The organism is Algoriphagus alkaliphilus, from assembly GCF_900103735.1.
Taxonomy (GTDB): domain Bacteria; phylum Bacteroidota; class Bacteroidia; order Cytophagales; family Cyclobacteriaceae; genus Algoriphagus; species Algoriphagus alkaliphilus.
On the sequence record NZ_FMXE01000002.1, the window covers coordinates 175918 to 200292 of the forward strand.

Consider the following 24375-nt stretch of genomic DNA (forward strand, 5'->3'; position numbering starts at 1 on the left):
TTTTCAAATTTCTTTATTTTGAACAATGGAAGTAATCTTGCCGTTCTCATTTCATTAGTTTCTTAATTACATTAAATCCAAAAAAAGGGAAGGTATTAGCCTTCCTTTTTTTTGTGAATGGGTAACTTGCAGCATCAAATCTTTAAACCTTTTCCAAGTGCCTAATCCTACGCATATCCAAGGAGTATCCATCGCCGCTCTGGCTGATGAATTTGGAACCCCACTTTACATTTATGATGGTGAAAAAATCACCCAACAGATAAAAACTCTCCAAGAAGCTTTTGGAGGCGTGCCTTTGAAAATCAAGTATGCCACGAAGGCACTTTCCAACATCAATATCTTAAAACTGATACGGAAAGCAGGCGCGGGTGTGGATGCTGTATCCATTGAGGAAGTAAGGTTGGGATTGATGGCCGGACACCAAACAGATGAAATCATGTACACCCCAAGTGGCGTTGGCTTTGAGGAAATTCGGGAAGCTGTCAACTTGGGAATCATGATCAATCTGGACAGTCTTCCTTTGATGGAAGAGTTTGGTGAGGTCTATGGAGGATCGATCCCTGCCTGTATCCGAATCAATCCACACATCATGGCCGGCGGAAACCTCAAAATTTCAACTGGTCACAAGGAAAGTAAATTTGGTATTTCCATCGAACAACTCCCTCAAATCCTGCATACGGTAGCCAAATACAAGCTTAATATCGTAGGACTTCACATTCATACGGGCTCAGATATCTTAGACGCGGAAGTATTCTTGAAGGGGGGAAATGTTCTTTTTGAAGCTGCGATCCAGTTTCCTGAGCTTAAATTCCTTGATTTCGGGGGAGGGTTTAAAGTTGCTTACAAGCCGAATGATATTGCTACAGATATAGTGGAAGTGGGCAGCAAAGTGTCCGTAGCCTTTCAGGATTTTTGCAAACGCTATGGGAAACAACTTGAACTTTGGTTGGAACCGGGAAAATTTTTGGTCAGTGAGGCTGGATATCTTTTGGTAAAGGCTAACGTGGTCAAAGAATCCCCGAGTGTGACTTTTGTGGGTGTAAATTCTGGATTGAATCATCTCATACGGCCCATGATGTATGATGCTTACCATGGCGTATATAACCTAAGCAATCCAGATGGGAAAAAAGCAAAATACAACGTCGTGGGATACATTTGTGAGACCGACACGATTGCTTCACATCGTGAACTGACTGAAGTAAGGGCTGGAGACCTTCTGGTCATCAAAAATGCCGGGGCTTACGGCTACAGTATGTCCTCCAATTACAACTCAAGAATGAGGCCCGCGGAAGTGCTGGTTTTGGACGGAAAGGCATTCCAAATTAGAAAACGGGAAAATTTTGAGGATCTGATTCGCAATCAGGAAATTATTGATTTTTAACCCAAAGGGGCTTGACAAAGTGCCTTTGGTATAATTATTGACAAACTGTGCATGTCAAGAAGCGAAAAGTACTTTTGATTCGTTTCAAGATAAGGTTTGAAACCCAAAGATTGCTCACCTCAATCCTAAGCCCTAGTAGTTTCAATGTCTTATTTGATAAAATCTAATCACGGAAAAAGTATTGGTTATAACTTTGTTCCGCGAGAGAGGATAGTTTATGTTGCGGAAATTTATTTTAGGGATATGCCTTGTATTGTTTGGGCTCTTGGGTGTTTTCCCACTGAGTGCGCAAGACGTGCAATATTCCCAATTCTACGCCGCACCCCTTTACCTCAATCCTGCCCTGACTGGTGCCTCCGAGCTCACCCGCGTTGGGGTAAACTATCGAAATCAATGGCCTGGCTTGGACCATAGTTTCAATTCCTATTCCGCCTATATTGATCATTATATTTTTGACTACAACAGTGGCATTGGCTTAATTTTCAATGGAAATCAGGAGACTCTTGCCAATCTTTCTACCAATGAGATTGGCTTAAGCTATTCCTACAGACTCAAATTGACCGAAAAGTTTTTTTTCAGGCTTGGAGCTCAGGCTAGCTACATGCAGCGAGATGCCTTTTTCTCAGATTTGGTGTTTGGTTCGATGATTGATATTGTCAACGGTACCGTGGGCGGCATTTCCGATGAGCTCAATGGCGTTCCTTTAGACAGTCGCCATTCCTTTGTTGATTATGCTGTGGGGGGAATGTTTTACAATGACAAATTTTGGCTGGGCGCATCCGCCCACCATCTGACCGAGCCCAATATCTCTTTTGTCAACGACCAATCCAGCGTACTCCCGATGAAATTATCGCTTCAGGGAGGATACAAAATAAATCTTGCTCCCGGAGGAAGGGACTACTTCACACACAACTATCAGGAAAGATCGCTCTCATTTGCTTTTAATTACAAAGAGCAAGATCCTTTTAGCCAACTGGATGTGGGGGCTCAACTTTTTTTACACCCGCTAGTCTTAGGCTTATGGTATCGGGGACTTCCTACCAAAAACAGTCTTCCAAACAATGAAGCATTCATTGGACTGGTAGGCGTTGCCTTAGAAACCGGTCTGGACATAGGCTATTCTTTTGATATGACTACGTCCAAACTTGGACTGAGAAATAGTGGAGGAGCACATGAAATTTCGGTTAGATATACTTTTTTATGGGGTGATGCTAAATCCCGAGGTCAAAGATCACGCGTAATACCTTGCTTCAGGTACTGATTTTCAGAGGAAAAATCAGTCTAACGTAAAAATTTCGAAAAAATTTTGATTTTTTTTCAAAGGCCTTTCTAGCAGGTCTTTTTTCATTTCACATCCTGAAAAAAGTATCACCACAACAGTTTTTTTAATTATGATACATTTTGAAGAAAAATTATACTTTTCTAAGCCTAGCATTTCATTTACATCATAGTTCACCCTGCTTGGAAAATAGAATTTTTAGGTTCTAATTTCATGAAATCAGCATTTCTAAAGAATATCATTTTGTTGTATGTGACTTACAAAAAATATTATTCTTAAAAATGAAATACACAAAAGGGTTTTTGTAAGACAAAAATCTACTGCTGAAAGAGTTGAATACTGTGATGAAGTGCAAAAATGAAAGGTTTAAATAAAATGTTCGGCGCAAAGATTATCCTACTGGTTCTCAGTATGGCAATCAATTATTCTGCCCGGGCTCAATTTGCCTTTAATATCCCCAGTCGTGAAAATCAGCGAATTGAAACATATCAGACAATTCAAGTCGCAGTAAGCGGAAAACTCGCGCTCTGTTCTCACAGTGAAAAAGGAAGCATCATCCTGAATGTAACAGGAGGAGTTTCCCCATATAAATTTAGATGGAACACGAACGAGACTAGCCAAAACCGTACCAATTTAAATGCCGGTACCTACACGGTCAAAATCACCGACGCACTAGGAACAGAGCATATCGAACGAATAATTGTTCAACCTCCATTTCCTTTAATACTCAATCCTGTCACAAAAAGAGATGCAACCTGTGGATCCGGAAATGTTGGATTCGCTAAAATCAGCGTGAGAATCGGAAGAAATGATTACGAGGCTGACAGCCCTCCTTATAAGATAACCTGGAGCAATGGCCTCAAAGATGTTTGGGAAGCCGGTAATTTAGTCCCGGGAACCTACACAGTAATAGTTTCTGACAAATACAATTGCGATGTAAGCCTCTCATTTGATATAAAAGCTGCTGCTGAAGGAATTAATGTTTCGGCGTCTTCCCAAGAACCAACCTGTCAAACAGCTAATTCTGGAAAAATTCAATTGACTGTAACTGGGGGTCAGGCTCCATATACCTATGCCTGGAGCAATGGGGCCAGCTCCAAAGATCTCTCCAATATTGCTGCCGGGACTTATCAGGTTACTGTAAAAGACAACAAAGGCTGTTCCTTCCAAGCTTCCTACACATTGAGCTCACCGGCTTCTTTCTCCTTGGATTCAAGAATCCTTGATCCCGGCTGTAAAGATTCAAACACCGGTGAGATTGAAATCCTTCCAAAAGGCGGAAAGGCTCCTTTTTCCTTTCTCTGGAGCAATGGAAAAACCTCGGCAAGAATAACTGACTTAAAAGTAGGCAGCTATTCTGTGAAAGTAACAGATGCCCTTGGCTGCACTGTTGAAAAGCAATTTTCCTTAACCAATCAGTCTAGCCTTACGCTAGAGGTGTTGGAAAACCGGCCGGTTTCCTGTTCCGGCCAAGCCGATGGAGGCATTTCCCTAAAAATCACAGGACAAAAAGGAGCCATAAAATTATCCTGGTCAGACGGGGCAAAAGACTTACTACAAAGAAAAGCCCTGAAAGCGGGAACCTATACAGTGACTGCCACTGACGAAAGCGGATGCTCTGTTTCTATAAATGTATCAGTGGTAGAAACCACAAGAATTCAGGCCCGCATCGAAACTGCACTGGATATTGACTGTTCAAACGGGAAAGCAACCGGAGTAGCCTGGGTCTCAATTCAGGGAGGCAAAGAGCCCTATACTATCAAATGGAGCAGTAGCAATTCAAATACAAGAGAGATCAACTTCAGCTCTTCCGGAGTCCTCAAGGCAACAGTAACTGATGCACTTGGCTGTAGGGTAGAAGCTGAGTCCAAAGTGGATTTTCCAAATCAAAATTCACAGGGATCAAGACTTGACTTCCAATATCGAAAGTTGGTATTCACCTCTGAACCGGAAGTAATGATCGAGGAGGAAATCCTGTTCGAAAGTGAAATCGCCCCGGAAATCATCGCTTGGGAATGGGAGTTTGGAGACGGGAAAAAATCCTCCGACAAAGATCCTATCCACATTTTCTCAAAGTCCGGAGAATATGAAGTCAAACTAACCGGATACGACATTTTTGGCTGTTCTACTGTCGAAACAAACAAAGTCCAAGTCACTTCTCCAACTGAAATGATCGTAATCCCAAACGCCTTCTCTCCCAATGGAGATGGGCTTAATGATACGTTTTTCCCTAAAATCAGAGCCGTCACCTCATTCCAATTGGAAGTCTTCAATACCTGGGGAGAGAAGCTCTTTATCACCAACAGCTTGGAAAGCAAAGGATGGGACGGGACATACAAAGGTCAGCTGGCTCCTGCCGGCAATTACATTTATAGAATCACCTTTACCTCCATGAACGGACAAATGGTCAATCGTTCCGGGGGTATCACCCTTATCAGATAGCATATGAGAACATCATTTACGCTTATCCCCCTCGTGTTCTTCACCATGTGTTGTACATCACTATGCCTTAAAGCTCAAGATGTTCAATACTCACAGTTTTACGCGAACCCGCTTAACCTTAATCCGGCTATGACTGGAGCAAGCGAAATGACCCGAATCGGTGTGAATTACCGAAATCAATGGCCGGGACTAGATCAGTCTTTTACTTCTTATTCCGCACACATTGACCACTACCTGTTCAATGCCAACAGTGGGATTGGAGTGATATTCAATCGCTCAGAGCAAAGCATGGCTAACCTCAGCGTATCGGAGATCGGTGCTACCTATTCTTACAGGGCTCGATTGGGGTTCCGTTCCTTTCTTAGATTTGGAGGTCAGGTAAGTTATATTGATCGTGATGCCTATTTTGGCAATTTGGTCTTCGGTAGTCAAATCAATGATCAGACTGGAGCAGTGGGAGACTTTTCGGGCGAAAACCTCGGACTTGATTCAAGACATCAATTTGTGGATTATAGTCTTGGAATGATGTTCAACAATGAAAAAGCTTGGTTTGGTGTCGCTACACACCACATAACCCAACCCAACATTTCATTTATAAATGATCAAGAAAGCCGATTACCTATAAGATTCTCAGCACATGGCGGATACAGAATTGACCTTTCAGGCGGTTCATCACGCTCCTTCATGAATGACCGAAGCGGGACCAAAGATTTGACTTTGGCTTTCAACTACAAAAACCAAGGACCATTCTCTCAATTAGATTTTGGAGCTCAGGTCAATCTGCAGCCAATGGTTTTGGGAATATGGTATCGTGGAATTCCTGTTTCGGAAATAACTCAGACTAACCATGAATCTGTCATTGCCCTAGTAGGTATTTCTCTCGGAAACGGAATTGATGTAGGATACAGTCATGATTTCACCATTTCATCTTTGGGGAATGCCAATACAGGTGGTGCCAATGAAATATCCATCAGGTATAGCTTCTTAGCCGGTTTGGCAAAAGGAGCCGGAAGAAAATCCTCCATGCCTTGCTTTAAATATTAATTTTTTCATAAACAATGGGTTTCGAAAAGGGCTTTACTTTGGTAAAGTCCTTTTTTTATGGCCAAAACTCTTCGTCTGATCCTCGGTGATCAACTCAACATTCAGCATTCTTGGTATCAGGAAGTAGACGATTCTGTCAGGTACCTGATGATGGAAATGCGGCAGGAGACTGATTATGTCACGCATCACATTCAGAAGATTGTTGGATTTTTCCTATCCATGAGGACTTTTGCTGAAGCGTTGAAAAAAGCCGGTCATCAGATGATTTATCTCAACCTAGATGATCCCGAAAATCAACAAAACCTCAAAGAACTGCTGAATATATTGATCTCCAAAGAAGGTTTTGAGCGCTTTGAATATCAACTGCCCGATGAATATCGACTGGATAAGATTCTGAAAGACATTTGCGAAAAACTTCCCATCCCTTCAGCTTCTTTCGATACTGAGCATTTTCTGACCACGCGGGATTTTCTGAAGGATTTTTTCAAGGGGAAAAAATCCTACCTCATGGAGACCTTTTACCGGGAAATGAGAAAAAAATACAACATCCTGATGGATGGCAAAGAACCATTGACGGGACAATGGAACTACGACCATGACAACCGAGCATCCCTAAAAGACAAAAAACTGCTTCAAAAAGCCTTGATCCGGCCAAAGAAAGTAAGCGAGATAGTAGAAATACTGGAAAAATCCGGAGTGAAGACTATCGGAAAGATTGATGCAGAAAATTATCCTTGGCCTGTCTCTCGCGCTGAAAGTCTCCAAATTCTGGAATATTTCTGCGAAAATCTCCTGATGCACTTTGGTGCTTACCAGGACGCATTGACCACTTGGGACCCATACCTTTTCCACTCCCGACTGAGTTTTTCGATGAATACCAAAATGATCTCTCCTCTTGAGGTCGTGCAAACAGTAGAGAAATATTGGTATCAGCATCAAAACACAATCTCCATCGCTCAGGTGGAGGGGTTTATCAGGCAGATCATTGGATGGCGTGAATACATGAGAGGAATCTATTGGGCAAAAATGCCGGAGTTTTCGGGGTTGAATTTCTTTGGTCATGATAACAAGCTGCCGGATTGGTTTTGGACCGGAAATACTAAAATGAATTGCTTGAAGCAATCCATTGGCCAGTCATTGGATTTGGCCTATGCGCATCATATCCAACGCTTGATGGTCACCGGTAACTTCGCCTTGCTGGCAGGAATCCATCCGGATGAGGTCGATCAATGGTACCTCGGGATCTACATCGACGCGATCGAATGGGTCGAAATCACCAATACACGCGGCATGAGCCAATTTGCAGACGGGGGAATCGTCGGCACCAAACCCTACGTCTCCTCAGCCAATTACATCAAAAAACAGGGGAATTACTGCTCCGGCTGTGCATACGATTCCAACAAAAAGGCAGGACAAGGGGCCTGCCCTTTTAATAGTCTGTATTGGCACTTTTATGACCGAAATCGTGATAAACTGGAGAAAAATCCGCGAATCGGAATGGCTTACAAAACCTGGGACAAAATGGGAAATAAGCAGGAATTATTGGATCAGGCAGAATTGTATTTGGATAATCTGGAAAAATTATAGGTAAGGTTCATAAAACTCCTCTAGACAAGGTGGTCTTCCCAAAAAACATGAATTAGCAAATCAATCCCCAATCCACTCTGCGACAAACAGATTCGTATCGCGAGTTCCTCCATTGTTTCGGTTGGAGGAAAAAACTAAGTATTTCCCGTCATTGGAGAAAACCGGAAAAGCGTCAAAAGTCCCATCGTGCGTAATTCTTGTCAAGCCAGTACCGTCCAGGTTGATCATGAAAAGATTGAACGGGTAGCCTCTTTCAGTCATATGATTGGAGGCGAAAATGAGCTTTTCACCCGAAGGATGAAAAAAAGGGGCCCAATTGGCTTTTCCAAGGTTGGTGATTTTTTTGACATCAGATCCGTCGACATTTGCCACATACAACTCCATTTCGGTTGGCTTGACCAATCCATCTTTAAGTAAGTCCCGGTATTCTTTGACTTCCTCAGGAGTCTGAGGCCGGGAAGCTCTCCAGACGATCTTTGATCCATCCGGCGAGAAAAAAGCTCCCCCGTCATAGCCTAGGTCAGAGGTGATCTGTTTCACTTCCGTTCCGTCAATATTCATGGTATAAAGCTCCAAGTCGCCGGTTCGAATGGAAGTAAAGACGATTTTATCTCCACGAGGAGAAACTGTCGCCTCTGCATCATAGCCCGGTTCATTCGTCAGCTGAGAGAGAATATTCCCTTCCAAATCGGCAGTAAAGATGTCAAAGCTGTCATAAATCGGCCACACATATTTGCCATCTGCTCTTCGCTCCGGAACAGGTGGACAGGCAGGATCTACCAAATGTGTCGAAGCATAGACAAAAGTGTTATTCCCCGGTAAGAAATAGGCACAAGTCGTCCGTCCCAGTCCAGTACTGATTCGCTTCGGTTGAGACGCCGAAAGATCGTCTTCTCGCCAATTGAGGTAAAACATCTGATCACATTCATTGCCCCAGTCTGCATAGTCCGACTGAAATACCAGCATTGAATCATCGAAGGACCAGTACGCCTCAGCGTTATTTCCGCCAAAGGTCAACTGCTTGATATTTTTAAGATATTTCATTTCCTCAGGGTGAAGCAGTAAGGAATCTGAAGCAGAATGAGGTTCGGGAGCAAGAATGGTTTCGGTTTTCGGACTGCAGGCAAAGGCTGCAATCAAAATTGGAACGAGGAGTTTTCTCATTATAAGGGCGATATTTAAAAGAATTGCTGGCCGAAGATACCAATTATTATCTTTGGACTAAATCAACACACGGCCATGAATAAAAATTTGAGATTTTCGTTTTTTGCAATATTAACTGGTGTTATCATCATCGGGTGTGATGGACCTCCAAGCGATGAAAAGCTGCTTTCCAACCTCAAAGAAGATGTGACTTTCCTCGCCGCCGATGACTTAGAAGGAAGGGCTATAGGTACAGAAGGGGAAGTAAAAGCCGCTGAATACCTCGCCCTGCAGTTCAAAAAAGCCGGACTTCAGCCAAAGGGAACCGATGGCTTTTTCCAATCATTTACCGTTTCCAAACCCTCAAATCCACATGAAGAGGCTGTAATCGGAACCGATGGAACAGGAATTACCGGCCGGAATGTGGTCGGATTTTTAGATAAAAAGGCAGATAAAACCATCGTGATCGGGGCACATTTCGATCACTTGGGTATGGGCGGATCCGGCTCACTGCACCGAGGCGATTCTGCCATTCATAATGGAGCGGACGACAACGCCTCCGGCACAGCTGCATTATTGGCTTTGGCAAAAATTCTCAAGCATGAGGAATTAAGCAGCAATGTACTTTTCATCGCTTTCTCGGGAGAGGAAAACGGGCTTTGGGGATCTAATTATTTTGTCAAAAACCCAACTATTGACCTAGCCAGTGTTAATTATATGATCAACATGGACATGGTAGGTCGATTGAATGAGGAAAAATCTCTTGCTGTGTATGGCATTGGAACAAGCCCAGGTTTTCCATCTATTCTGGATCCAATTAATTCTGACAGCTTGAAAATTGTCACTACCGAATCCGGAGTAGGACCTTCAGATCACACGTCATTTTACCTTCAGGATTTGCCAGTATTGCATTTTTTCACCGGACAGCACGAAGATTATCATAAGCCATCGGACGATTCTGACAAGATCAATTATGAGGGATTGGTGAAAGTGGTCCGTTACATCTCCAGAGTCATAGATCAACTGGATTCTGAACCTAAACTCGCTTTCACCAAAACCAAAGATTCCAGCGATTCTCCACGATTCACAGTGTCGATGGGTGTAGTTCCCGATTACATGTATGACGGAAAAGGAATGCGAGTGGATGGCGTATCTGAAGGAAAACCGGCGCAAGCCGCCGGACTCCAAAAAGGAGATATCGTCGTTCAGTTGGGCGACTCCACGATCTATGATATGATGAGCTATATGCGTGCGCTAAGCGCATTTCAAAAAGGAGATTCGACCAAAGTAGTGATCGAAAGAAGTGGACAGAAAGTAGAGGCGTTGGTGAAGTTTTAAATTGCAAAAAAGGGAATTCCTGTTGATTCCAAGGATAGAAAACTCCTTTGAGAGTCCACAGATGGGTTTTCATTTGAAGGCTAAATCCTCACTCACTTTTTTATTTTACATAATGAATAAGTTGGAACTTGGAAGTTGAAAATCCGCATTCAGTTTACCAATTTGAAAAAAACTTTTCCTAGCCCGAACTATTTTGTAATACATTTGTATTACATTAATAAAAACTAATTTAACATGCTCAATATCAGACTTGACGAAGAGATGGAGCGGAAGCTTGATCTTATTCGATTGAAAAAAGGAGTATCAAAAACCACTTTAGTAAAAGAAGCTTTGGATCAATATATCCAAGGAGAAATCCAATTACTTTCCGCTTACGAATTGGGAAAAGACTTATTTGGTACTGAGGAAGGTGGAAGCCCTGATGGATCAGTCAATTATAAAACAGAAATTAAATCACGACTTCATGGAAAATTCCCTCATTGATGCCGGTCCACTCATTGCATTATTCAATAAACGGGATCGATACCACTTACCCGTCGTTGATTTTTTGAAGGATTATAATGCAATTTTTTGGACTACTTGGCCGGTTATAACGGAAGCATCTCATATGCTTGATTTCAGTCTCAAGGCCCAAATGAATCTTTTGGAATGGGTAAATAGAGGCGGAGTCCATTTCGTTCCTTTGACAGAAAAACATCTCAATTCAATCATTTCCTATTCACAAAAATTTACTGATGTTCCCATGGATTTAGCTGATGCAAGCTTGATGGTAGCTTCAGAAATCATTCAAACAAACAAAATAGTGAGCATTGACTCTGATTTTTACATCTATCGAAATTTTAGAAATCAATACTTGACAAATGTATTTTTGAATTCTTAGACTAACCGCTGTAATTTGAAATCTCGGTTTGAAGAGAAAGAAAAATTTTACGTTGCCATTCTATCAAAATACTCGTTGACAAAAGCTCTCATGGATTTGGCGATATTGTCGGTATAAAATTGAACCAGAGACCCTGTAGCTTTTTAAGCAACTTCATATAGCTCATCAACTGGGCTGAATGGACATGTAAAAGTTCTTGGACAGTTTCAATAACCTACAGCTCAGTCACGGATTTTGACGCTTCAGTCAGCTTTAGTTTTTTGAACGGATAAAGCCCTTCAATTTTGGTTCATATCTGAATCGAAATGAACCTCCGGCTTTTTATTTTAACCTACTTATTCCACAGCCAGACAATGGCCTTTGGCCAAACCATTATTTCTGGAAAAGTCCTAGACGAAAAAGGCATTTCTCTACCTGGTGCCAATGTTTTTATCAAAGGGAGTTTTGACGGTACAAGCAGTGATGCCTCAGGTGCTTTTTCTTTTGAAAGCAGCGAATCAGGCGATCAACTCTTGGTCGTAAGCATGATGGGTTTCAAGTCACAAGAATTTCCTATCACCCTTTCCCAATCCAAGATTGAAATACCATCCATTAAATTAATTGAGGAATTCAATGAAATGAATACTGTCACGATATCAGCCGGAGCCATGGAAGCCTCGGATGAGAAAAAATCCGTCATCCTTCGCCCGATCGATATCGTCACCACCCCTTCTGCCATGGGTGATATTGTGGGAGCTTTTCAAACTTTACCTGGCACCTCCACCGTCGGAAATGACGGCCGCCTCTTCGTTCGTGGTGGTGATGCAAGCGAAGTAGGCATTTACATTGACGGGATGCGTGTAGGAAATGCCTATGGTACCACCGCCGGAAATGTACCTACCCGCACCCGATTCAACCCAAATCTGTTCAAGGGCACTTTCTTCTCCACGGGTGGATATTCTGCGGAATACGGTCAGGCACTTTCCTCCACTCTGGCACTGAACACCAAAGATCTGGCAAAACGAAGCCAAGGCGATTTGTCCATCATGTCGGTTGGCGGTGGCTATTCCCACACCTTGGCCAATGAAAAAAGGAGCATTAGCATCAGCGGAAATATCTTTGATCTGAAACCCTATCAGGCTTTGATCAAACAAAATTTTGACTGGGAAAGAGCTCCGTTTGGTCGGGATGTCGAACTTGCCGCCCAGCAAAAAACGTCCAAAGGCGGTCTTTGGAAAGTCCTCGCACGAACCGAATCCGGAGGAATGCAACTCTGGCAGCCGCAGCCGGGTATGCCCGATCGGGGATTGCTGATCGACCTGAAAAATACCTATTCCTATGCCCAAACTAACTGGAGAAGGGGCTTTGAAAACGGTTGGTCGCTCTTCGGTGGAATTTCTTTCTCCCAAAACAAGGACATCCTCAACTTGGGAGGTTTAGACTTGGAGCGAAAAAATCAACTCAGCCATGCCAAATGGACTGCTGGATATGATTTCTCGGATCGCCTTGCGGTGAAAAACGGAGTCGAATACTTCCGAAATGACTATTCCGAAGTCCTGACTCAGGAAAGTCTCGAGCGTAGCTTTGGCGAAAATCAGGGCTTTCTGTTTACCGAATGGGATTGGTATCTCAGCCGAAAATTGGTCCTTCGATCAGGACTTCGTGCTGGAATTTCCTCCCTTGCTGAAGAAAAATGGCTTGATCCGCGCACTTCTTTGGCCTACAAAATCTCCAAAAACGGCACCCTCTCTTTTGCCACAGGCCGCTTCCATCAATTGCCTGAAGAACGCTTCCGCATCCTGGCACCAAGCTTGAAAAATACCGAGTCGAAGCATTTGATTCTGAACTACCTCTACCAAAAAGACGGCAAGACCTTTCGGGCCGAGGCTTTCCACAAGTCCTATGACCACTTGGTCAGATTTGAAGGAATTCATCAAAACCCACGAAATGTCCGAAACGAAGGAGATGGTTTTGCCCGAGGTTTTGATGTGTTTTTCCGGGATCGGGAAAGCCTGAAAAATACAGACTACTGGATCACTTACAGCTTTGTGGACAGCAAGCGGAGTTATTTCCAATACATTGGACAGGTGCAGCCTGACTTTGCACCCAAACACAACCTGAGCGTGGTGGTCAAGCACTTTGTCCCAAGCCTGAAATCACAACTCGGCCTGTCTTGGTCCTTCAATGACGGCCTGGCTTACACCGACCCGAATCTCACAGGAGAAATGAACTCCAAAACAGGGATGTTCCAAAACCTCAGCCTAAGCTGGAGTTATTTGCCTCAGCCCAACCTGATCATCCATGGAGCGATCACCAATGTGACTGGGCATCAAAACATCTTTGGGTATCAGTATGCACAGAATCCAAACGAACAGGGACGGTTTGAATCCCTTCCTCTAGGTCAGGGGGCACCTCGCTTCCTTTTCCTTGGGATCTTCTTTACCCTTTCCAAAGACAAAAACGCAAATAATCTAAACAACCTCTAAATCTTATTATGATGAAATCGAGCGCAACACAAACAGCAAACAAATGGGATTTTACTAATCAAGCGAGATTCCATGTGGCCTTAAAAAAAATAAAACTCTATCACATGAAAAAGTACCTCTTCACTTTCGCTCTTTCCCTGATGTGGATCACGCTCGCTTTTGCTTCTGATCCTGCCTATGAGAATGCCATGAAAAAGCAGATCTCCTCGATGAATACCATCCAATCCTCAGAACAATCTCAGACGGTGGCCAATGGGTTTATCCGAATTGCAGAAGCAAAATCCGAAGAATGGCTCCCCCTTTACTACGCAGCTTACATTAAGGCCACGGCCGCATTTCGATTCGAGGTCAACAAAGACCAATACTTTGATCAAGCTATGGAGTTGGTGAACAAAGCCGAAAAAATCGCACCCAACAATTCCGAAATAACGGCATTGAAAGGCTTTGTAATCATGGGGAAACTTTCCGTCGATCCCATGAGCCGAGGTCAGGAAATGAGTCCCTTGGCCATGCAAACTTTTGGAAAAGCAATTGCCTTGGATAAGGAAAATCCACGTGCTACGACACTGATGGCTCAGATGGAATTGGGAATGTCTCAGTTTTTCGGCAGCGGACCCGACAAAGCCTGTGGATTGGCAAGGGTTGGACTGGAGCTTTTTTCCAAAGAAGAAGCCAAAGTAACCGAAAATTACATCTTGCCCACTTGGGGTAAAAGAGAAGCCGTGCAGGTTGCCAATGCCTGCAAGTAATGTGCGCTTTGAAAAACTAAACCAACAAATCCTCCACCAAAATTGCTCTTGGTGGAGGTTCAAATTCCGAAACTTGTACTGAGCTCTTCGAAGTATCCAAAATACTATGGAAGCCCCAGTGAGTGTCCTCACTCACTGGAAATCTGAAGATCTCAAATTGATCCATTCACTTTCCGGTAAGAATTACAAATAATCCAAATCTTGTGCTCCGCCAAAATGAGTATCTCACTCACTTTCAAAAAAAATGAATTCTAAAAAACACAAAACTTGTGCTGAGCATCTGTACTGAGCACCTTTAATCTTCCGAAACCTGACTTTCGATCTTCATTCCCTTTTTCCTAACTTCCGACATGATCCAAGCCGAGAAACCAACAGACTGTAAAGAAGACACAGGGATCTGGAGAGACCTTCGAAAATTTCTCCTGATCAATCTGGCAATCGCCCTGGTCTTGCAGGTGATTTTTTGCCCGATTTGCTTTTTGAGTCTGAAGGATTTGAAGGGACTTCTGCCTGATTTTATCTTTTCCTTTTGCGTGTCTATGGCACTGAGTTTTGGGGGCAGCCGGGTGCAAGAATATTGGGATGTTCGGATTTCATGGGTTCACGAACCTGTAAAGCGACTTTTGGCGACTGCCGCTACTTACATGGTCTATGCGTTTATGGTCAGCTTTATCATCGTGTTTTGTTATGCGTGGATCGAATGGAGGTTTCCCTCAGACCAAATCCCATGGCGGGGAATTCTGAAGTTCACTCTTACACCTATGACCATCGCACTGGTATTTATGGCGATTTTCACATCAAGGTCTTGGCTGATAGAATGGCGGAAATCCGCTATCGAAGCCGAACAACTCCGATCCGAAAAGCTAGCCAGCCAATACCAAAGCCTCAAGGACCAACTTAATCCCCACTTTCTGTTTAACTCGCTCAACGCCCTGTCCAACCTCGTCTATGAAGATGCGGACCGCTCAGCTGCTTTTATCCAAAAACTCAGCAAAATCTACCGCTACGTTCTCGATGTGCAGCAGGAGGAATTGGTCGAGCTTGACAGGGAACTTGACTTTGCCAGAAACTTCCTCGAGCTTCAGAAAATTCGATTTGAAGAGAATCTAAATTTCAAAGTGGATGTGCCAGATTGCAAAGGCTGCTTTTTGCCGCCACTTTCCCTACAGCTTTTGCTGGAAAACGCCATCAAGCACAACATCGCCTCCCAGGAAAATCCCCTGTTCATCTTCATTTTCCAAAAAGGGGATGAGCTTTGGGTTAGCAATACCTTTCAACCCAAAACCAGCCAAAATGAGCCTTCCACAGGTGTAGGTTTGGAAAATATCCGTTCCCGCTATCGGATTTTGAGTGATCAAATGCCTGAAATATTTCAGTCGGAACATGAATTTTTGGTTAAGCTTCCTCTTTTGAAAGTGAACGTATGAGGATCCTGATCATCGAAGACGAAAAGCCCGCAGCAGCCCGATTGAATAAGCTGCTGCAGGGATATTTTCCCCCAGCCGAACTGATCGGAAATCTGGATACTGTAAGCAGGTCGATTCGTTGGTTTACCGAAAATCCGGCACCGGACTTGATCTTTTGCGATATTCAGTTGGCTGATGGCTTGAGCTTTGAAATTTTTGAACAGGTGAAAGTAAAAGCTCCGGTGATTTTCACGACTGCTTTTGATCAATATGCGATTAAGGCGTTTCAGGTTAATGCAATTGATTACCTACTCAAGCCCATAGATCCCAAAGACTTGGAACGGGCAGTTGAAAAATTCAATTCCCAGAAGATTCAGCCCCATCTGGATTTGGAACTGATCAAAACACTGATCCAACCTCAGGCAAAATCTTATAAAAGCCGATTTTTGGTTCGATTTGGAGAAAAAATCCAAAGTGTTCCAGCCGAGGATATCGCTTTCTTCTTCAGTGAGGAGCGGGTGACTTTCCTCCAAACTCAGTCCGGGAAAAAGTATGTGCTGGACTCTACCTTGGAGCAGATGGAAGCCCAAGTCAATCCCGCAGATTTCTTTCGCCTCAACCGAAAATACCTCAGCCATGTAGACACAATCGAGGAAGTCCTCACCTATTCCAACAGCCGATTGAAAGTCAAACTCCGAGGCTGTCCCGATTCGGATATTTTGATCAGTCGGGAAAAAGTGGCTGAGTTTAAGGATTGGCTGGACCGCTAGGTGTTAAATTTCATATCATAAGCAGCGAAAAATCAGATTCCTCCGTTTGACCTTTGACCCAAACCCTCTCACTATGAAGCTTTTTCTGCTCAAACTCCCAATCCTCTTCGGCTTTATTGTGGGCGCCTGTGGTACTCAAGATACAGTCGATTTGGCACCTGAAGACGCTGCAGTTTCCTATGAAAAACTATTGGATTCACCGGAGACAGAACAACCCGCTGCCGGAACTGAATTCACGGAGGGAAAAGTCATCCGGGAAGGCGATATTTATTTTGAGTGTAGAGACATTCAGGAGACTGATACGTTTCTTAAAGCCGAAGTAAAAGCTGCCAAAGGCTTTATTTCCAATGAATCAGCCAACAGCTATGGCGAGCGAACAGAAAAGCGTTTAACCATCCGAATCCCCTCAGACCAGTTGGATCAGTTGCTGGAAAAAATCCAATCTCATGCAGTCCGCATCGAAAACACCAACATCCGAAGCGAAGATGTCACCGAGCAGTTTATCGATGTGGAAGCCCGGCTAAAAACCAAAAAGGAACTGGAAATCCGATATACCGAGCTGCTCAAGCAAGCCAAAAATGTCCAAGAAATACTTGGGCTGGAGCGGGAACTGGCAAATGTCCGCGGCGAAATCGAATCCATGCAGGGCAGGCTCAATTACCTCAGTGATCGAGTAGCTTTGAGTACGCTAAATGTCTCCTTTTTTGTGGAAGGAGAGCGTGCCTTTGGTTTCCTAAGCAAAGCAAAAGAGGGACTAAAAAACGGCTGGAGGAATTTACAGTGGTTCTTCATTTTTATCCTCAATCTTTGGCCATTCTTCCTGATTTTCGGCGCCCTCTTGATTTGGCTATTGAAACGAAAGAAATCTCCTCCACCTCCGATGAGCTAAGGGAAATAAACTATTGAAATTTTAGAGATTACTGGAAAAAAGCATGAAGGAAAGCTATATTCCGCAATGAATCGACTCGTAGCTTTCTTGATTTTAAGCTTGGCTTGGGCTTGCCAAGCGCCCTTGAAAGAACCCATCATTTTGGAGGAATTGACCATTTCAGAAATTCACCAAGCCTTCCAAAACGGAGATTTTTCAGCTGAAGATTTGGTAGAAGCCTATCTCAGTCGAATCGAGGCGCTGGATTCTTCGCTAAATTCCATCTCGGTCACTAATCCTGAAGCTTTGCCTACCGCCAAAAAACTTGACGCAGAGTTTTCCAAAACAAGGAAGCTTCGTCCCCTTCACGGCATTCCATTAATCGTCAAGGATAACATCAACACCAAAGGGCTTCCAACCACAGCAGGGGCTTTGGCTTTGGCGGATTTTTACCCGGAGGAAGATGCCTTTATTATCCAAAAACTCGTGGCTGCCGGAGCAATCGTCATCGCCAAGTCCAACATGGCCGAGTGGGCCTTCAGTCCCATGCACTCGGAGAGTTCAACCCAAGGGACTACCCGAAATCCCTACAACCTGGATCACGTTCCTGCCGGGTCAAGCGGGGGAACGGGAGCTGCCGTTGCTGCTAATTTTGGCACCATTGGATTGGGTACCGACACCGGCAATTCGATCCGTGGACCTTCCTCCCACCACGCCTTGGTAGGTTTTCGGACTACCTTAGGCTTGGTCAGCCGGGAAGGAATCGTGCCGCTATACCTCCGGAATGATGTGGTAGGCCCCATGTGCCGGACGGTGGAAGATGCGACCAAGGTTTTGCAAGCCATCGCCGGAATTGACCCAAAAGATCCGATTACTCACTATTCCCAAGGAAAGACCACCACAAACTACACGCAATTCCTAAAAAAAGACGGAATGAAAGGAGCAAGAATCGGAGTGTTTAGAACCTTGAGTGAAAAGGATACAGATCCCGAGATTTCTGCGCTGTTCAACCAATCCCTGAAAGACATGGCTATGCTAGGTGCGGTGATCATTGACTCGGTGGAAGTAGAAAACTTTGATTCCCTCCGTAGAAATCAATGGTGTCCCGTTTTCCGGCAGGATCTGGAAAAATTCTTGGCAGACTATGTCAAGCGAGACACAATGAAAACACTCGAAGATGTGATCCGGGTTGGGACGAAATCCGAATACGCCAAAGAAGGACTTGAAAGCTTTCGTGAAAGCGAATTGCCAGAAAATATGGTTGAGGATTGCGGAGATCCTTTTACCGATTTGCGACGAATAGCTTTTCGCGAAGCGATCGAAAAAGTCATGGATTCTCTAAAATTGGATGCACTGGTCTATCCAAGTTGGAATAATAAGCCTGCACGGATTGACAGATTCCAAGAAGAATACTTAGGTGACAATTCCCAAATTATCGCTCCGCATACGGGACAGCCGGCATTTACAATTACAATGGGATTTACTTCAGGAAATCTCCCTGCGGGACTTCAGTTTCTAGGGAAAATGTGGACTGAACCAACATTGATCCGCCTTGTCTACTCCTACGAACAAGGCACCAAACATCGCAAAGCTCCGGTATTTTAAAAGCTCATCTATGGCACACCATCATTCCCATGATTCCGGTAAAAATCTAAGGCTTGCCTTTTTTCTCAATCTGTCTTTTACCCTGATTGAGTTTGTGGGGGGATGGTATGTGAACAGTGTTGCGATTATTTCTGATGCGGTGCATGACTTGGGTGATTCAATTTCCCTGGGTACTTCCTGGTATCTGGACAAGCTTTCGAAAAAGAAAGCAACCGAATCCTATTCCTTTGGATATCGGCGATTCTCCCTTCTTGGAGCCTTGATCAATGCCATTGTTCTGATTTTGGGGTCAGTCTTTGTGATCCGGGAGGCTATTCTCCGACTCCAAAGTCCTGAAATGTCAGATGCCAAAGGCATGTTTTATTTTGCGCTGCTGGGAGTGGCAGTCAACGGCTATGCGGCCTGGAAACTGAGTAAAGGAAAAACCCTGAATGAGCGGGTGATTACCTGGCACCTGATCGAAGACGTTTTGGGTTGGATTGCAGTGCTTATCGCTTCGATTATCCTACTTTTCTATCCAAATCCCTATCTGGATCCGGCCCTTTCGCTGCTTATTGCTGCTTTTATTCTCTGGAATGTCATCAAAAGACTTCGGGAGACTGTTTTTATTTTCTTGCAAGGTCAGCCCTTGGATGTGGACAAGTCAGCGATTGAAAAGGAAATCCGGGCAATCGTCCATGTGGACTCCACCCATCATACACACATTTGGTCTTTGGACGGGGAGCATCATGTGTTCACATCCCACGTTAAGCTAAAGCCGCTGCAATCCATGGAAGACATTCTCCATGTGAAGAATGAACTGAAACGGATCATGAAAAAATACCCATTTGAACATTACACCATCGAAACGGAATTTGAAGGAGAGGATTGTGTCTTGCTGCGGGAAGAGAAACACGATCATTCCTGATTCTGATGCTTCTCTTAGTGGGAGATATTCGAAAAAATAAAAATCCCTGGCCATTTCCGATCGCTCTTGGCTTGTACTTCCCGCTCCAGGCTTTTTATTTGACACTGACCGAAACGGTTGGTTGGGAGAAATTTGTAAATTTTGTGTTTAATTGATCTTCTATGAAAATAATACCCGTTTTATTCTTCCTTTTCTTATCCTCACTTACGGCTTGGTCCCAATCTACAACCCTTCTGAAAAAAACAGCTGTTTCCTTACTTTCCACACTGGGGGAGGTGGAGAGGACTCAAGTGCAGCTTGGACTGGAGGATAGTGCTCGTACCGCTTGGACCAACCTTCCGCTGGGTCTCGCTCCCCGTGTCGGACTTCGATACGGCGACCTCTCTGAGGAAAGCAAAATTGCATTTCACAAGGTTTTGAGTGCTGTTTTCAGCTCACAGGGATATCTGAAAACCTTTGCGATTATGCAAGTGGATGATATTCTTCACGAGCTTTTTGAAATCCAGTTTCAGCAGGGCAAAGTGAATGAACGAAGTATGGAATTCATCCGAAAACTGAATTGGGACTATGGAAATTACTACCTCGCCATGGCAGGAAATCCTGAAACAGATGAAGCTTGGGGGTTGAAATTCGAAGGTCATCATATCTCGATCAACCTGACTGTGGCAGGAGACGAATTTACCATGACTCCCCTCTTTTTCGGATCTGATCCGGCGGTGGTCGAAGCCACACAGTATGCCGGTTTACGGCCTTTGAGCAAAGAAGAAGATTACGGCTTTTGGCTGATCAATGCCTTGGATGAAAGTCAAAAAGCCAAGGCAACCATTAGCGATAAAGTCCCCGGCGATATCATCACCAGCCCGGATCGACCGCAATGGCTTGAGGAATTCCAGGGAATAAAAGGTGCAGAATTATCCGGGGGACAGCAAAAAATCCTCCACTACTTAATCGAAGAATACATCGGAAATCTGGAAAAAGAAAAAGCCGAAGCCTACCTTGAAAAACTCCATACCCGGGGAATGGATGAAGTCTATTTTGCCTGGATAGGAAGTTATGAACCGATGAAAGCGCACTATTATGTAATCCACAGCCCTGACTTCCTGATCGAATACGACAATGTTGGCTTTCTGGACAATGCCAATCACATCCATACAATCCTGAGAGAAAAGGGAAATGATTTCGGTGAGGATATTTTGAAAAGGCACCGCCTGGATCATAAACACTGATAGAAATGATGAAAAATCCTTTTGTCTTATTTTTGGTTTTTTTGCTTTGCTCCTGCGGAGAAAAATCAAACACTTCAACTGTTTCAGCCCTTCCAAATATCGTTTTCATCTTCGCCGATGACCTTGGCTATGGTGATTTGGGGTGTTTTGGCGCCACGGATATTGCTACCCCAAACATTGACCGAATCGCTACTGAAGGAATAAAATTCACCTCTTTCCTGTCTGCATCTCCGGTTTGCAGCCCTTCCCGTGCGGGATTACTTACAGGCCGGATGCCACAACGCATGGGGATAAACTCGGTATTTTTCCCTGAAAGCCTGACAGGAATGGATCCCGAGGAAATCACTATGGCAGAAGTTCTAAAAGCCAAAGGATACCGAACCGGAATCGTCGGCAAGTGGCACCTTGGCCATATGGAAAAGTTTCTTCCGCTCAATCAGGGATTTGATGAATACTTTGGAATCCCCTATTCCAATGACATGGCCTCGGTGGTTTACATGAGGGGAAATGAAGTCGAAGAATTCAAAGTCGATCAGCGCTATACCACCAAAACATACACGGAAGAGTCCCTGAAATTCATTGATTCAAGCGAAGGAAATCCCTTTTTCCTTTACCTAGCGCACAGCATGCCCCATGTACCGATCTATGCTTCACCGGAGTTTGAGGGAAAATCGGAACTCGGTCTTTACGGAGATGTCATTCAGGAATTGGACTGGAGTGTGGGAGAGGTTTTAAAAAAGCTGGAAGAAAAAGGCATCCTCGAAAACACGCTAATTGTCTTCTCCTCAGACAATGGCCCCTGGCTGGTGATGGAAGATCATGGAGGTTCGGCAGATCCGCTGAGAGAAGGAAAGCAGTTTACGTTCGAAGGTGGAGTGCGTGTCCCTACCGTTGCCATGTGGAAGGGGAAAATTGATCCGGGCCAAGTCTATGAAGATTTGGCTACTCAGATGGATTGGTTTCCTACTTTTTGCAAACTGGTCGGCGCGGAAATTCCCCAAGACCGGGAGATCGATGGCAAAGACCTTGGCCCGGTGCTTTTTGAAAATGGAAATCGGGAAGAAGATACCTTCATTTACTACATGCTGGCCAGTCAGGAGGGTTATCGGGAAGGAGATTGGAAGATCAAACGACCTTATGCTGGATTTGCGGGTTCCAGAGGCATGAAAAAAGTGGATGCACATGATACCCTTTTGTTCAACCTTAAAAATGACCCCGGAGAAACCACAAATCTCGCTAAAGAAAACCCTGAAAAAACTGCGCAGATGATGCGGGCAATGGAATTGGCCGTGAAACAACTGGGTCCTTTACCAGAGAGTAAAGTTTCAAGGACTCCTCAGGACAACAGTCATTACGAATATTTGGAGAAGAAACGAAACCAGCAAAATTGAGGTATTCGGTTTAATAAATTTTTAGAGGGGTTATTCTCAAAATCTTCCTCCGAAAAGTATTCCCTTGCCTTGGGAAATATTTTGGTACAGTTCGTCCTAGGTTGAGGCAATGGTACATTTGCTTTTTTTAGATTAATAGAAACATCACGCTATAAATAGTCAATTCCTATTTACCCGTTTTCAGTAATTTTTCATTTCAACCTTCTTAAAAAAACAGCAAATGAAATCGAGGTATTTTAATTTCCTATTCAGTCTTTTTCTGACTCTTTACTTCGGGCCTGAGGGAAAGGCCCAGTCAACAATTCAATATGACATTATTTTGGAAGGAGGCCGGGTCATGGATCCTGAAACCAAACTCGATGCCATCCGGAATGTAGGCATACTCAATGGCCGCATTGCGATGATCAGTTCCGAACCTTTGCAGGGAAAGGAAACCGTCAACGTCAGTGGCTTGGCCGTCTCCCCCGGATTTATTGACCTTCATGTGCATGGGAGGAGTAACATAGAGCAGGAATTCCAACTGCATGATGGAGTCACTACGGCGTTGGAACTGGAGTGGGGCATAGAAAACCTGAAAGAGTGGTACGCCTCTCGAAATTCAAAAGCGTTGATCAACTATGGAGCCAGTGTAAGCTGGCCTTACGAGCGCTTTAAGGCAATAAACAAAGACGAAAAGATACTGGATGAATTACGAGGTTTAAGTAGTAGTGGGCTTTCTAGTTTATCGGCCATGCAAGATCGAATTCAGCACACTTACACCATTGACATCCAAAGCAATCAAATGAGTTCGGTGCTGGAGAACATCAAAGCCTCATTAGCCGAAGGCGGCATCGGAATAGGTGTTCCAATAGGATACTTACCCTCAACAAAACCTGAGGAAATGTATCAGGTGTTCAAATTAGCAGGCGAATTAAATGCCTTGGTATTTACCCATGTAAGACAACCTGACATCATTTCAATACAAGAAGTTATAGCCGATGCCATGCTCACAGATGCACCGCTGCACATTGTTCATATCAACAGCATGTCTTTGGGGAGTATTGACATGGCATTGGATATGGTGAATTCCGCACAGCAAAATAAGTTTGACATCACGACAGAATTATACCCCTACACAGCAGCATCAACCCGACTTCAAAGCGCCATGTTTACTGAAGGCTGGCAACAGCGGCTCGGTATGAGCTATGGGGACTTGCAATGGGTGGATACCGGTGAAAGATTAACCAAAGAAACATTCGAGGCCTATCGCAAAACGGGTGGAATGGTAATCATGCACATGATGAAACCTGAATGGATTCAAAGAGGAATTGCCGCACCCGGAGTCATGATAGGATCGGATGGAATGCCTTACAGTAAGCTTGCCCATCCCCGTACCGCGGGGACTTTCTCGCGGGTATTGGGCAAATATGTAAGAGAAGATCAGGTCCTTGACTTGAATACTGCCATTGAAAAAATGACCCTGATTCCGGCAAAGCGCCTGGAAGCAATCGCTCCCATGATGCGGTTCAAGGGAAGGATCCAAGTCGGTGCAGATGCAGACATCACCGTTTTTGATCCCAATACGATTATTGATAAAGCCACTTTTGAAAAAGGACTGGAATTTTCCGAAGGGATTGAATACGTGTTGGTCAATGGGACTTTTGTGTTGAAAAATGGGAAGACCGTCTCCAATGTTTTTCCGGGACAAGGGGTATATGGGAAGTTTAAGAAGTGAGAATTCCCCGCGTCCAGATTGTTTCCATTTTGCTGGGGACTTGGAGCGCTTGGTCAACAAGGTGTAGAAATAGCTCTGGAGATTCTACAAGGGGAGTTGATCCGTGATATGCAACTTGCCGGAACAACTTCAATTGATAAAATCACGAGAGACTTTGTAATGAGACAATAAATAAGATAC

At 44.1% G+C, this 24375-nt stretch carries 21 protein-coding genes; 19 read left to right on the top strand and 2 right to left on the bottom strand.

Translation table 11 applies throughout. The features are described 5' to 3' along the window. The first annotated feature begins 157 nt into the window (after positions 1-157). From lysA to BLQ81_RS00860, 5 genes are all read left to right on the top strand, one after another. A complete protein-coding gene (gene lysA, locus BLQ81_RS00840) occupies positions 158-1381 on the top strand; it encodes a diaminopimelate decarboxylase (RefSeq protein WP_245693115.1) in 1224 nt (407 codons plus the stop codon). Between the two features lie 217 nt (positions 1382-1598). Then, complete coding sequence (locus BLQ81_RS00845; RefSeq protein ID WP_092728056.1) at positions 1599-2642, top strand: PorP/SprF family type IX secretion system membrane protein; 1044 nt, start codon at positions 1599-1601, stop codon at positions 2640-2642. A gap of 429 nt (positions 2643-3071) precedes the next feature. Then, complete coding sequence (locus BLQ81_RS00850) at positions 3072-5102, top strand: T9SS type B sorting domain-containing protein (protein WP_217636630.1); 2031 nt, start codon at positions 3072-3074, stop codon at positions 5100-5102. 3 nt (positions 5103-5105) lie between these two features. Further along, complete coding sequence (locus BLQ81_RS00855; protein WP_092728058.1) at positions 5106-6146, top strand: PorP/SprF family type IX secretion system membrane protein; 1041 nt, start codon at positions 5106-5108, stop codon at positions 6144-6146. Positions 6147-6203: 57 nt separating this feature from the next. Next, a complete protein-coding gene (locus tag BLQ81_RS00860; RefSeq protein WP_092728059.1) occupies positions 6204-7733 on the top strand; it encodes a cryptochrome/photolyase family protein in 1530 nt (509 codons plus the stop codon). Between the two features lie 60 nt (positions 7734-7793). On the opposite strand, the gene BLQ81_RS00865 is transcribed toward BLQ81_RS00860, so the two are convergent. Further along, positions 7794-8897, bottom strand: a complete 1104-nt coding sequence (locus BLQ81_RS00865; protein ID WP_092728060.1) for a TolB family protein — start codon at positions 8895-8897, stop codon at positions 7794-7796. Between the two features lie 75 nt (positions 8898-8972). Between BLQ81_RS00865 and BLQ81_RS00870 the strand changes: the two genes are divergently transcribed. The 3 genes from BLQ81_RS00870 to BLQ81_RS00880 all read left to right on the top strand — a co-directional run bounded on the left by BLQ81_RS00870 (position 8973) and on the right by BLQ81_RS00880 (position 11094). Further along, positions 8973-10214: a M28 family peptidase gene (locus tag BLQ81_RS00870; RefSeq protein WP_092728061.1), complete on the top strand. Its 1242-nt coding sequence runs from the start codon at positions 8973-8975 to the stop codon at positions 10212-10214. Positions 10215-10448: 234 nt separating this feature from the next. After that, entirely contained in the window at positions 10449-10697 is a 249-nt protein-coding gene (locus BLQ81_RS00875) for a ribbon-helix-helix domain-containing protein (RefSeq protein WP_092728062.1), read from the top strand. Then, the gene (locus BLQ81_RS00880) at positions 10678-11094 is read left to right on the top strand and encodes a type II toxin-antitoxin system VapC family toxin (protein ID WP_092728063.1); all 417 of its coding nucleotides are present in this window, start codon (positions 10678-10680) and stop codon (positions 11092-11094) included. The genes BLQ81_RS00875 and BLQ81_RS00880 overlap by 20 nt, the downstream gene beginning before the upstream one ends. Before the next feature lie 88 nt (positions 11095-11182). Here the strand turns inward: BLQ81_RS00880 and BLQ81_RS23055 are convergent, their stop codons facing one another. Beyond that, positions 11183-11305 (bottom strand): GxxExxY protein, encoded by a 123-nt coding sequence (locus BLQ81_RS23055; RefSeq protein WP_217636635.1) that lies wholly within the window; start codon positions 11303-11305, stop codon positions 11183-11185. 94 nt (positions 11306-11399) lie between these two features. Between BLQ81_RS23055 and BLQ81_RS00885 the strand changes: the two genes are divergently transcribed. The 11 genes from BLQ81_RS00885 to BLQ81_RS23060 all read left to right on the top strand — a co-directional run bounded on the left by BLQ81_RS00885 (position 11400) and on the right by BLQ81_RS23060 (position 24366). Beyond that, positions 11400-13559 carry a TonB-dependent receptor gene (locus BLQ81_RS00885; protein ID WP_092728064.1) on the top strand — a complete coding sequence of 720 codons (2160 nt, stop codon included), beginning with the start codon at positions 11400-11402 and terminating at the stop codon, positions 13557-13559. Between the two features lie 104 nt (positions 13560-13663). Beyond that, complete coding sequence (locus tag BLQ81_RS00890) at positions 13664-14308, top strand: tetratricopeptide repeat protein (RefSeq protein WP_092728188.1); 645 nt, start codon at positions 13664-13666, stop codon at positions 14306-14308. 350 nt (positions 14309-14658) lie between these two features. Further along, on the top strand, positions 14659-15735 hold the full coding sequence (locus tag BLQ81_RS00895) for a sensor histidine kinase (protein WP_092728065.1): 1077 nt from the start codon (positions 14659-14661) through the stop codon (positions 15733-15735). Further along, positions 15732-16484, top strand: a complete 753-nt coding sequence (locus tag BLQ81_RS00900) for a LytR/AlgR family response regulator transcription factor (RefSeq protein ID WP_092728066.1) — start codon at positions 15732-15734, stop codon at positions 16482-16484. The genes BLQ81_RS00895 and BLQ81_RS00900 overlap by 4 nt, the downstream gene beginning before the upstream one ends. Before the next feature lie 73 nt (positions 16485-16557). Further along, entirely contained in the window at positions 16558-17373 is an 816-nt protein-coding gene (locus BLQ81_RS00905) for a DUF4349 domain-containing protein (RefSeq protein ID WP_092728067.1), read from the top strand. A gap of 66 nt (positions 17374-17439) precedes the next feature. Further along, positions 17440-18957 carry an amidase family protein gene (locus BLQ81_RS00910; protein ID WP_092728068.1) on the top strand — a complete coding sequence of 506 codons (1518 nt, stop codon included), beginning with the start codon at positions 17440-17442 and terminating at the stop codon, positions 18955-18957. Between the two features lie 10 nt (positions 18958-18967). After that, positions 18968-19864 (top strand): cation diffusion facilitator family transporter, encoded by an 897-nt coding sequence (locus BLQ81_RS00915; protein WP_092728069.1) that lies wholly within the window; start codon positions 18968-18970, stop codon positions 19862-19864. Positions 19865-20025: 161 nt separating this feature from the next. Further along, on the top strand, positions 20026-21090 hold the full coding sequence (locus BLQ81_RS00920; protein WP_092728070.1) for a DUF3500 domain-containing protein: 1065 nt from the start codon (positions 20026-20028) through the stop codon (positions 21088-21090). A gap of 8 nt (positions 21091-21098) precedes the next feature. Then, on the top strand, positions 21099-22481 hold the full coding sequence (locus BLQ81_RS00925; protein WP_245693116.1) for a sulfatase family protein: 1383 nt from the start codon (positions 21099-21101) through the stop codon (positions 22479-22481). A gap of 220 nt (positions 22482-22701) precedes the next feature. After that, on the top strand, positions 22702-24195 hold the full coding sequence (locus BLQ81_RS00930; protein WP_092728072.1) for an amidohydrolase family protein: 1494 nt from the start codon (positions 22702-22704) through the stop codon (positions 24193-24195). Between the two features lie 18 nt (positions 24196-24213). Continuing rightward, the gene (locus tag BLQ81_RS23060) at positions 24214-24366 is read left to right on the top strand and encodes an alpha-hydroxy-acid oxidizing protein (protein ID WP_092728073.1); all 153 of its coding nucleotides are present in this window, start codon (positions 24214-24216) and stop codon (positions 24364-24366) included. The last annotated feature ends 9 nt before the right edge of the window (positions 24367-24375 follow it).

Coding starts and splice junctions, on each gene's coding strand:
- BLQ81_RS00855 (WP_092728058.1), top strand. CDS start 5,106: ATGAGAACATCATTTACGCTTATCCCCCTCGTGTTCTTCACCATGTGT.
- BLQ81_RS00875 (WP_092728062.1), top strand. CDS start 10,449: ATGCTCAATATCAGACTTGACGAAGAGATGGAGCGGAAGCTTGATCTT.
- BLQ81_RS00895 (WP_092728065.1), top strand. CDS start 14,659: ATGATCCAAGCCGAGAAACCAACAGACTGTAAAGAAGACACAGGGATC.
- BLQ81_RS00905 (WP_092728067.1), top strand. CDS start 16,558: ATGAAGCTTTTTCTGCTCAAACTCCCAATCCTCTTCGGCTTTATTGTG.
- BLQ81_RS00845 (WP_092728056.1), top strand. CDS start 1,599: ATGTTGCGGAAATTTATTTTAGGGATATGCCTTGTATTGTTTGGGCTC.
- BLQ81_RS00920 (WP_092728070.1), top strand. CDS start 20,026: ATGAAAATAATACCCGTTTTATTCTTCCTTTTCTTATCCTCACTTACG.
- BLQ81_RS00885 (WP_092728064.1), top strand. CDS start 11,400: ATGAACCTCCGGCTTTTTATTTTAACCTACTTATTCCACAGCCAGACA.
- BLQ81_RS00865 (WP_092728060.1), bottom strand. CDS start 8,897: ATGAGAAAACTCCTCGTTCCAATTTTGATTGCAGCCTTTGCCTGCAGT.
- BLQ81_RS00890 (WP_092728188.1), top strand. CDS start 13,664: ATGAAAAAGTACCTCTTCACTTTCGCTCTTTCCCTGATGTGGATCACG.
- BLQ81_RS00925 (WP_245693116.1), top strand. CDS start 21,099: ATGAAAAATCCTTTTGTCTTATTTTTGGTTTTTTTGCTTTGCTCCTGC.
- BLQ81_RS00860 (WP_092728059.1), top strand. CDS start 6,204: ATGGCCAAAACTCTTCGTCTGATCCTCGGTGATCAACTCAACATTCAG.
- BLQ81_RS00900 (WP_092728066.1), top strand. CDS start 15,732: ATGAGGATCCTGATCATCGAAGACGAAAAGCCCGCAGCAGCCCGATTG.
- BLQ81_RS00850 (WP_217636630.1), top strand. CDS start 3,072: ATGGCAATCAATTATTCTGCCCGGGCTCAATTTGCCTTTAATATCCCC.
- BLQ81_RS00910 (WP_092728068.1), top strand. CDS start 17,440: ATGAATCGACTCGTAGCTTTCTTGATTTTAAGCTTGGCTTGGGCTTGC.
- BLQ81_RS00915 (WP_092728069.1), top strand. CDS start 18,968: ATGGCACACCATCATTCCCATGATTCCGGTAAAAATCTAAGGCTTGCC.
- BLQ81_RS00880 (WP_092728063.1), top strand. CDS start 10,678: ATGGAAAATTCCCTCATTGATGCCGGTCCACTCATTGCATTATTCAAT.
- BLQ81_RS00930 (WP_092728072.1), top strand. CDS start 22,702: ATGAAATCGAGGTATTTTAATTTCCTATTCAGTCTTTTTCTGACTCTT.
- BLQ81_RS00870 (WP_092728061.1), top strand. CDS start 8,973: ATGAATAAAAATTTGAGATTTTCGTTTTTTGCAATATTAACTGGTGTT.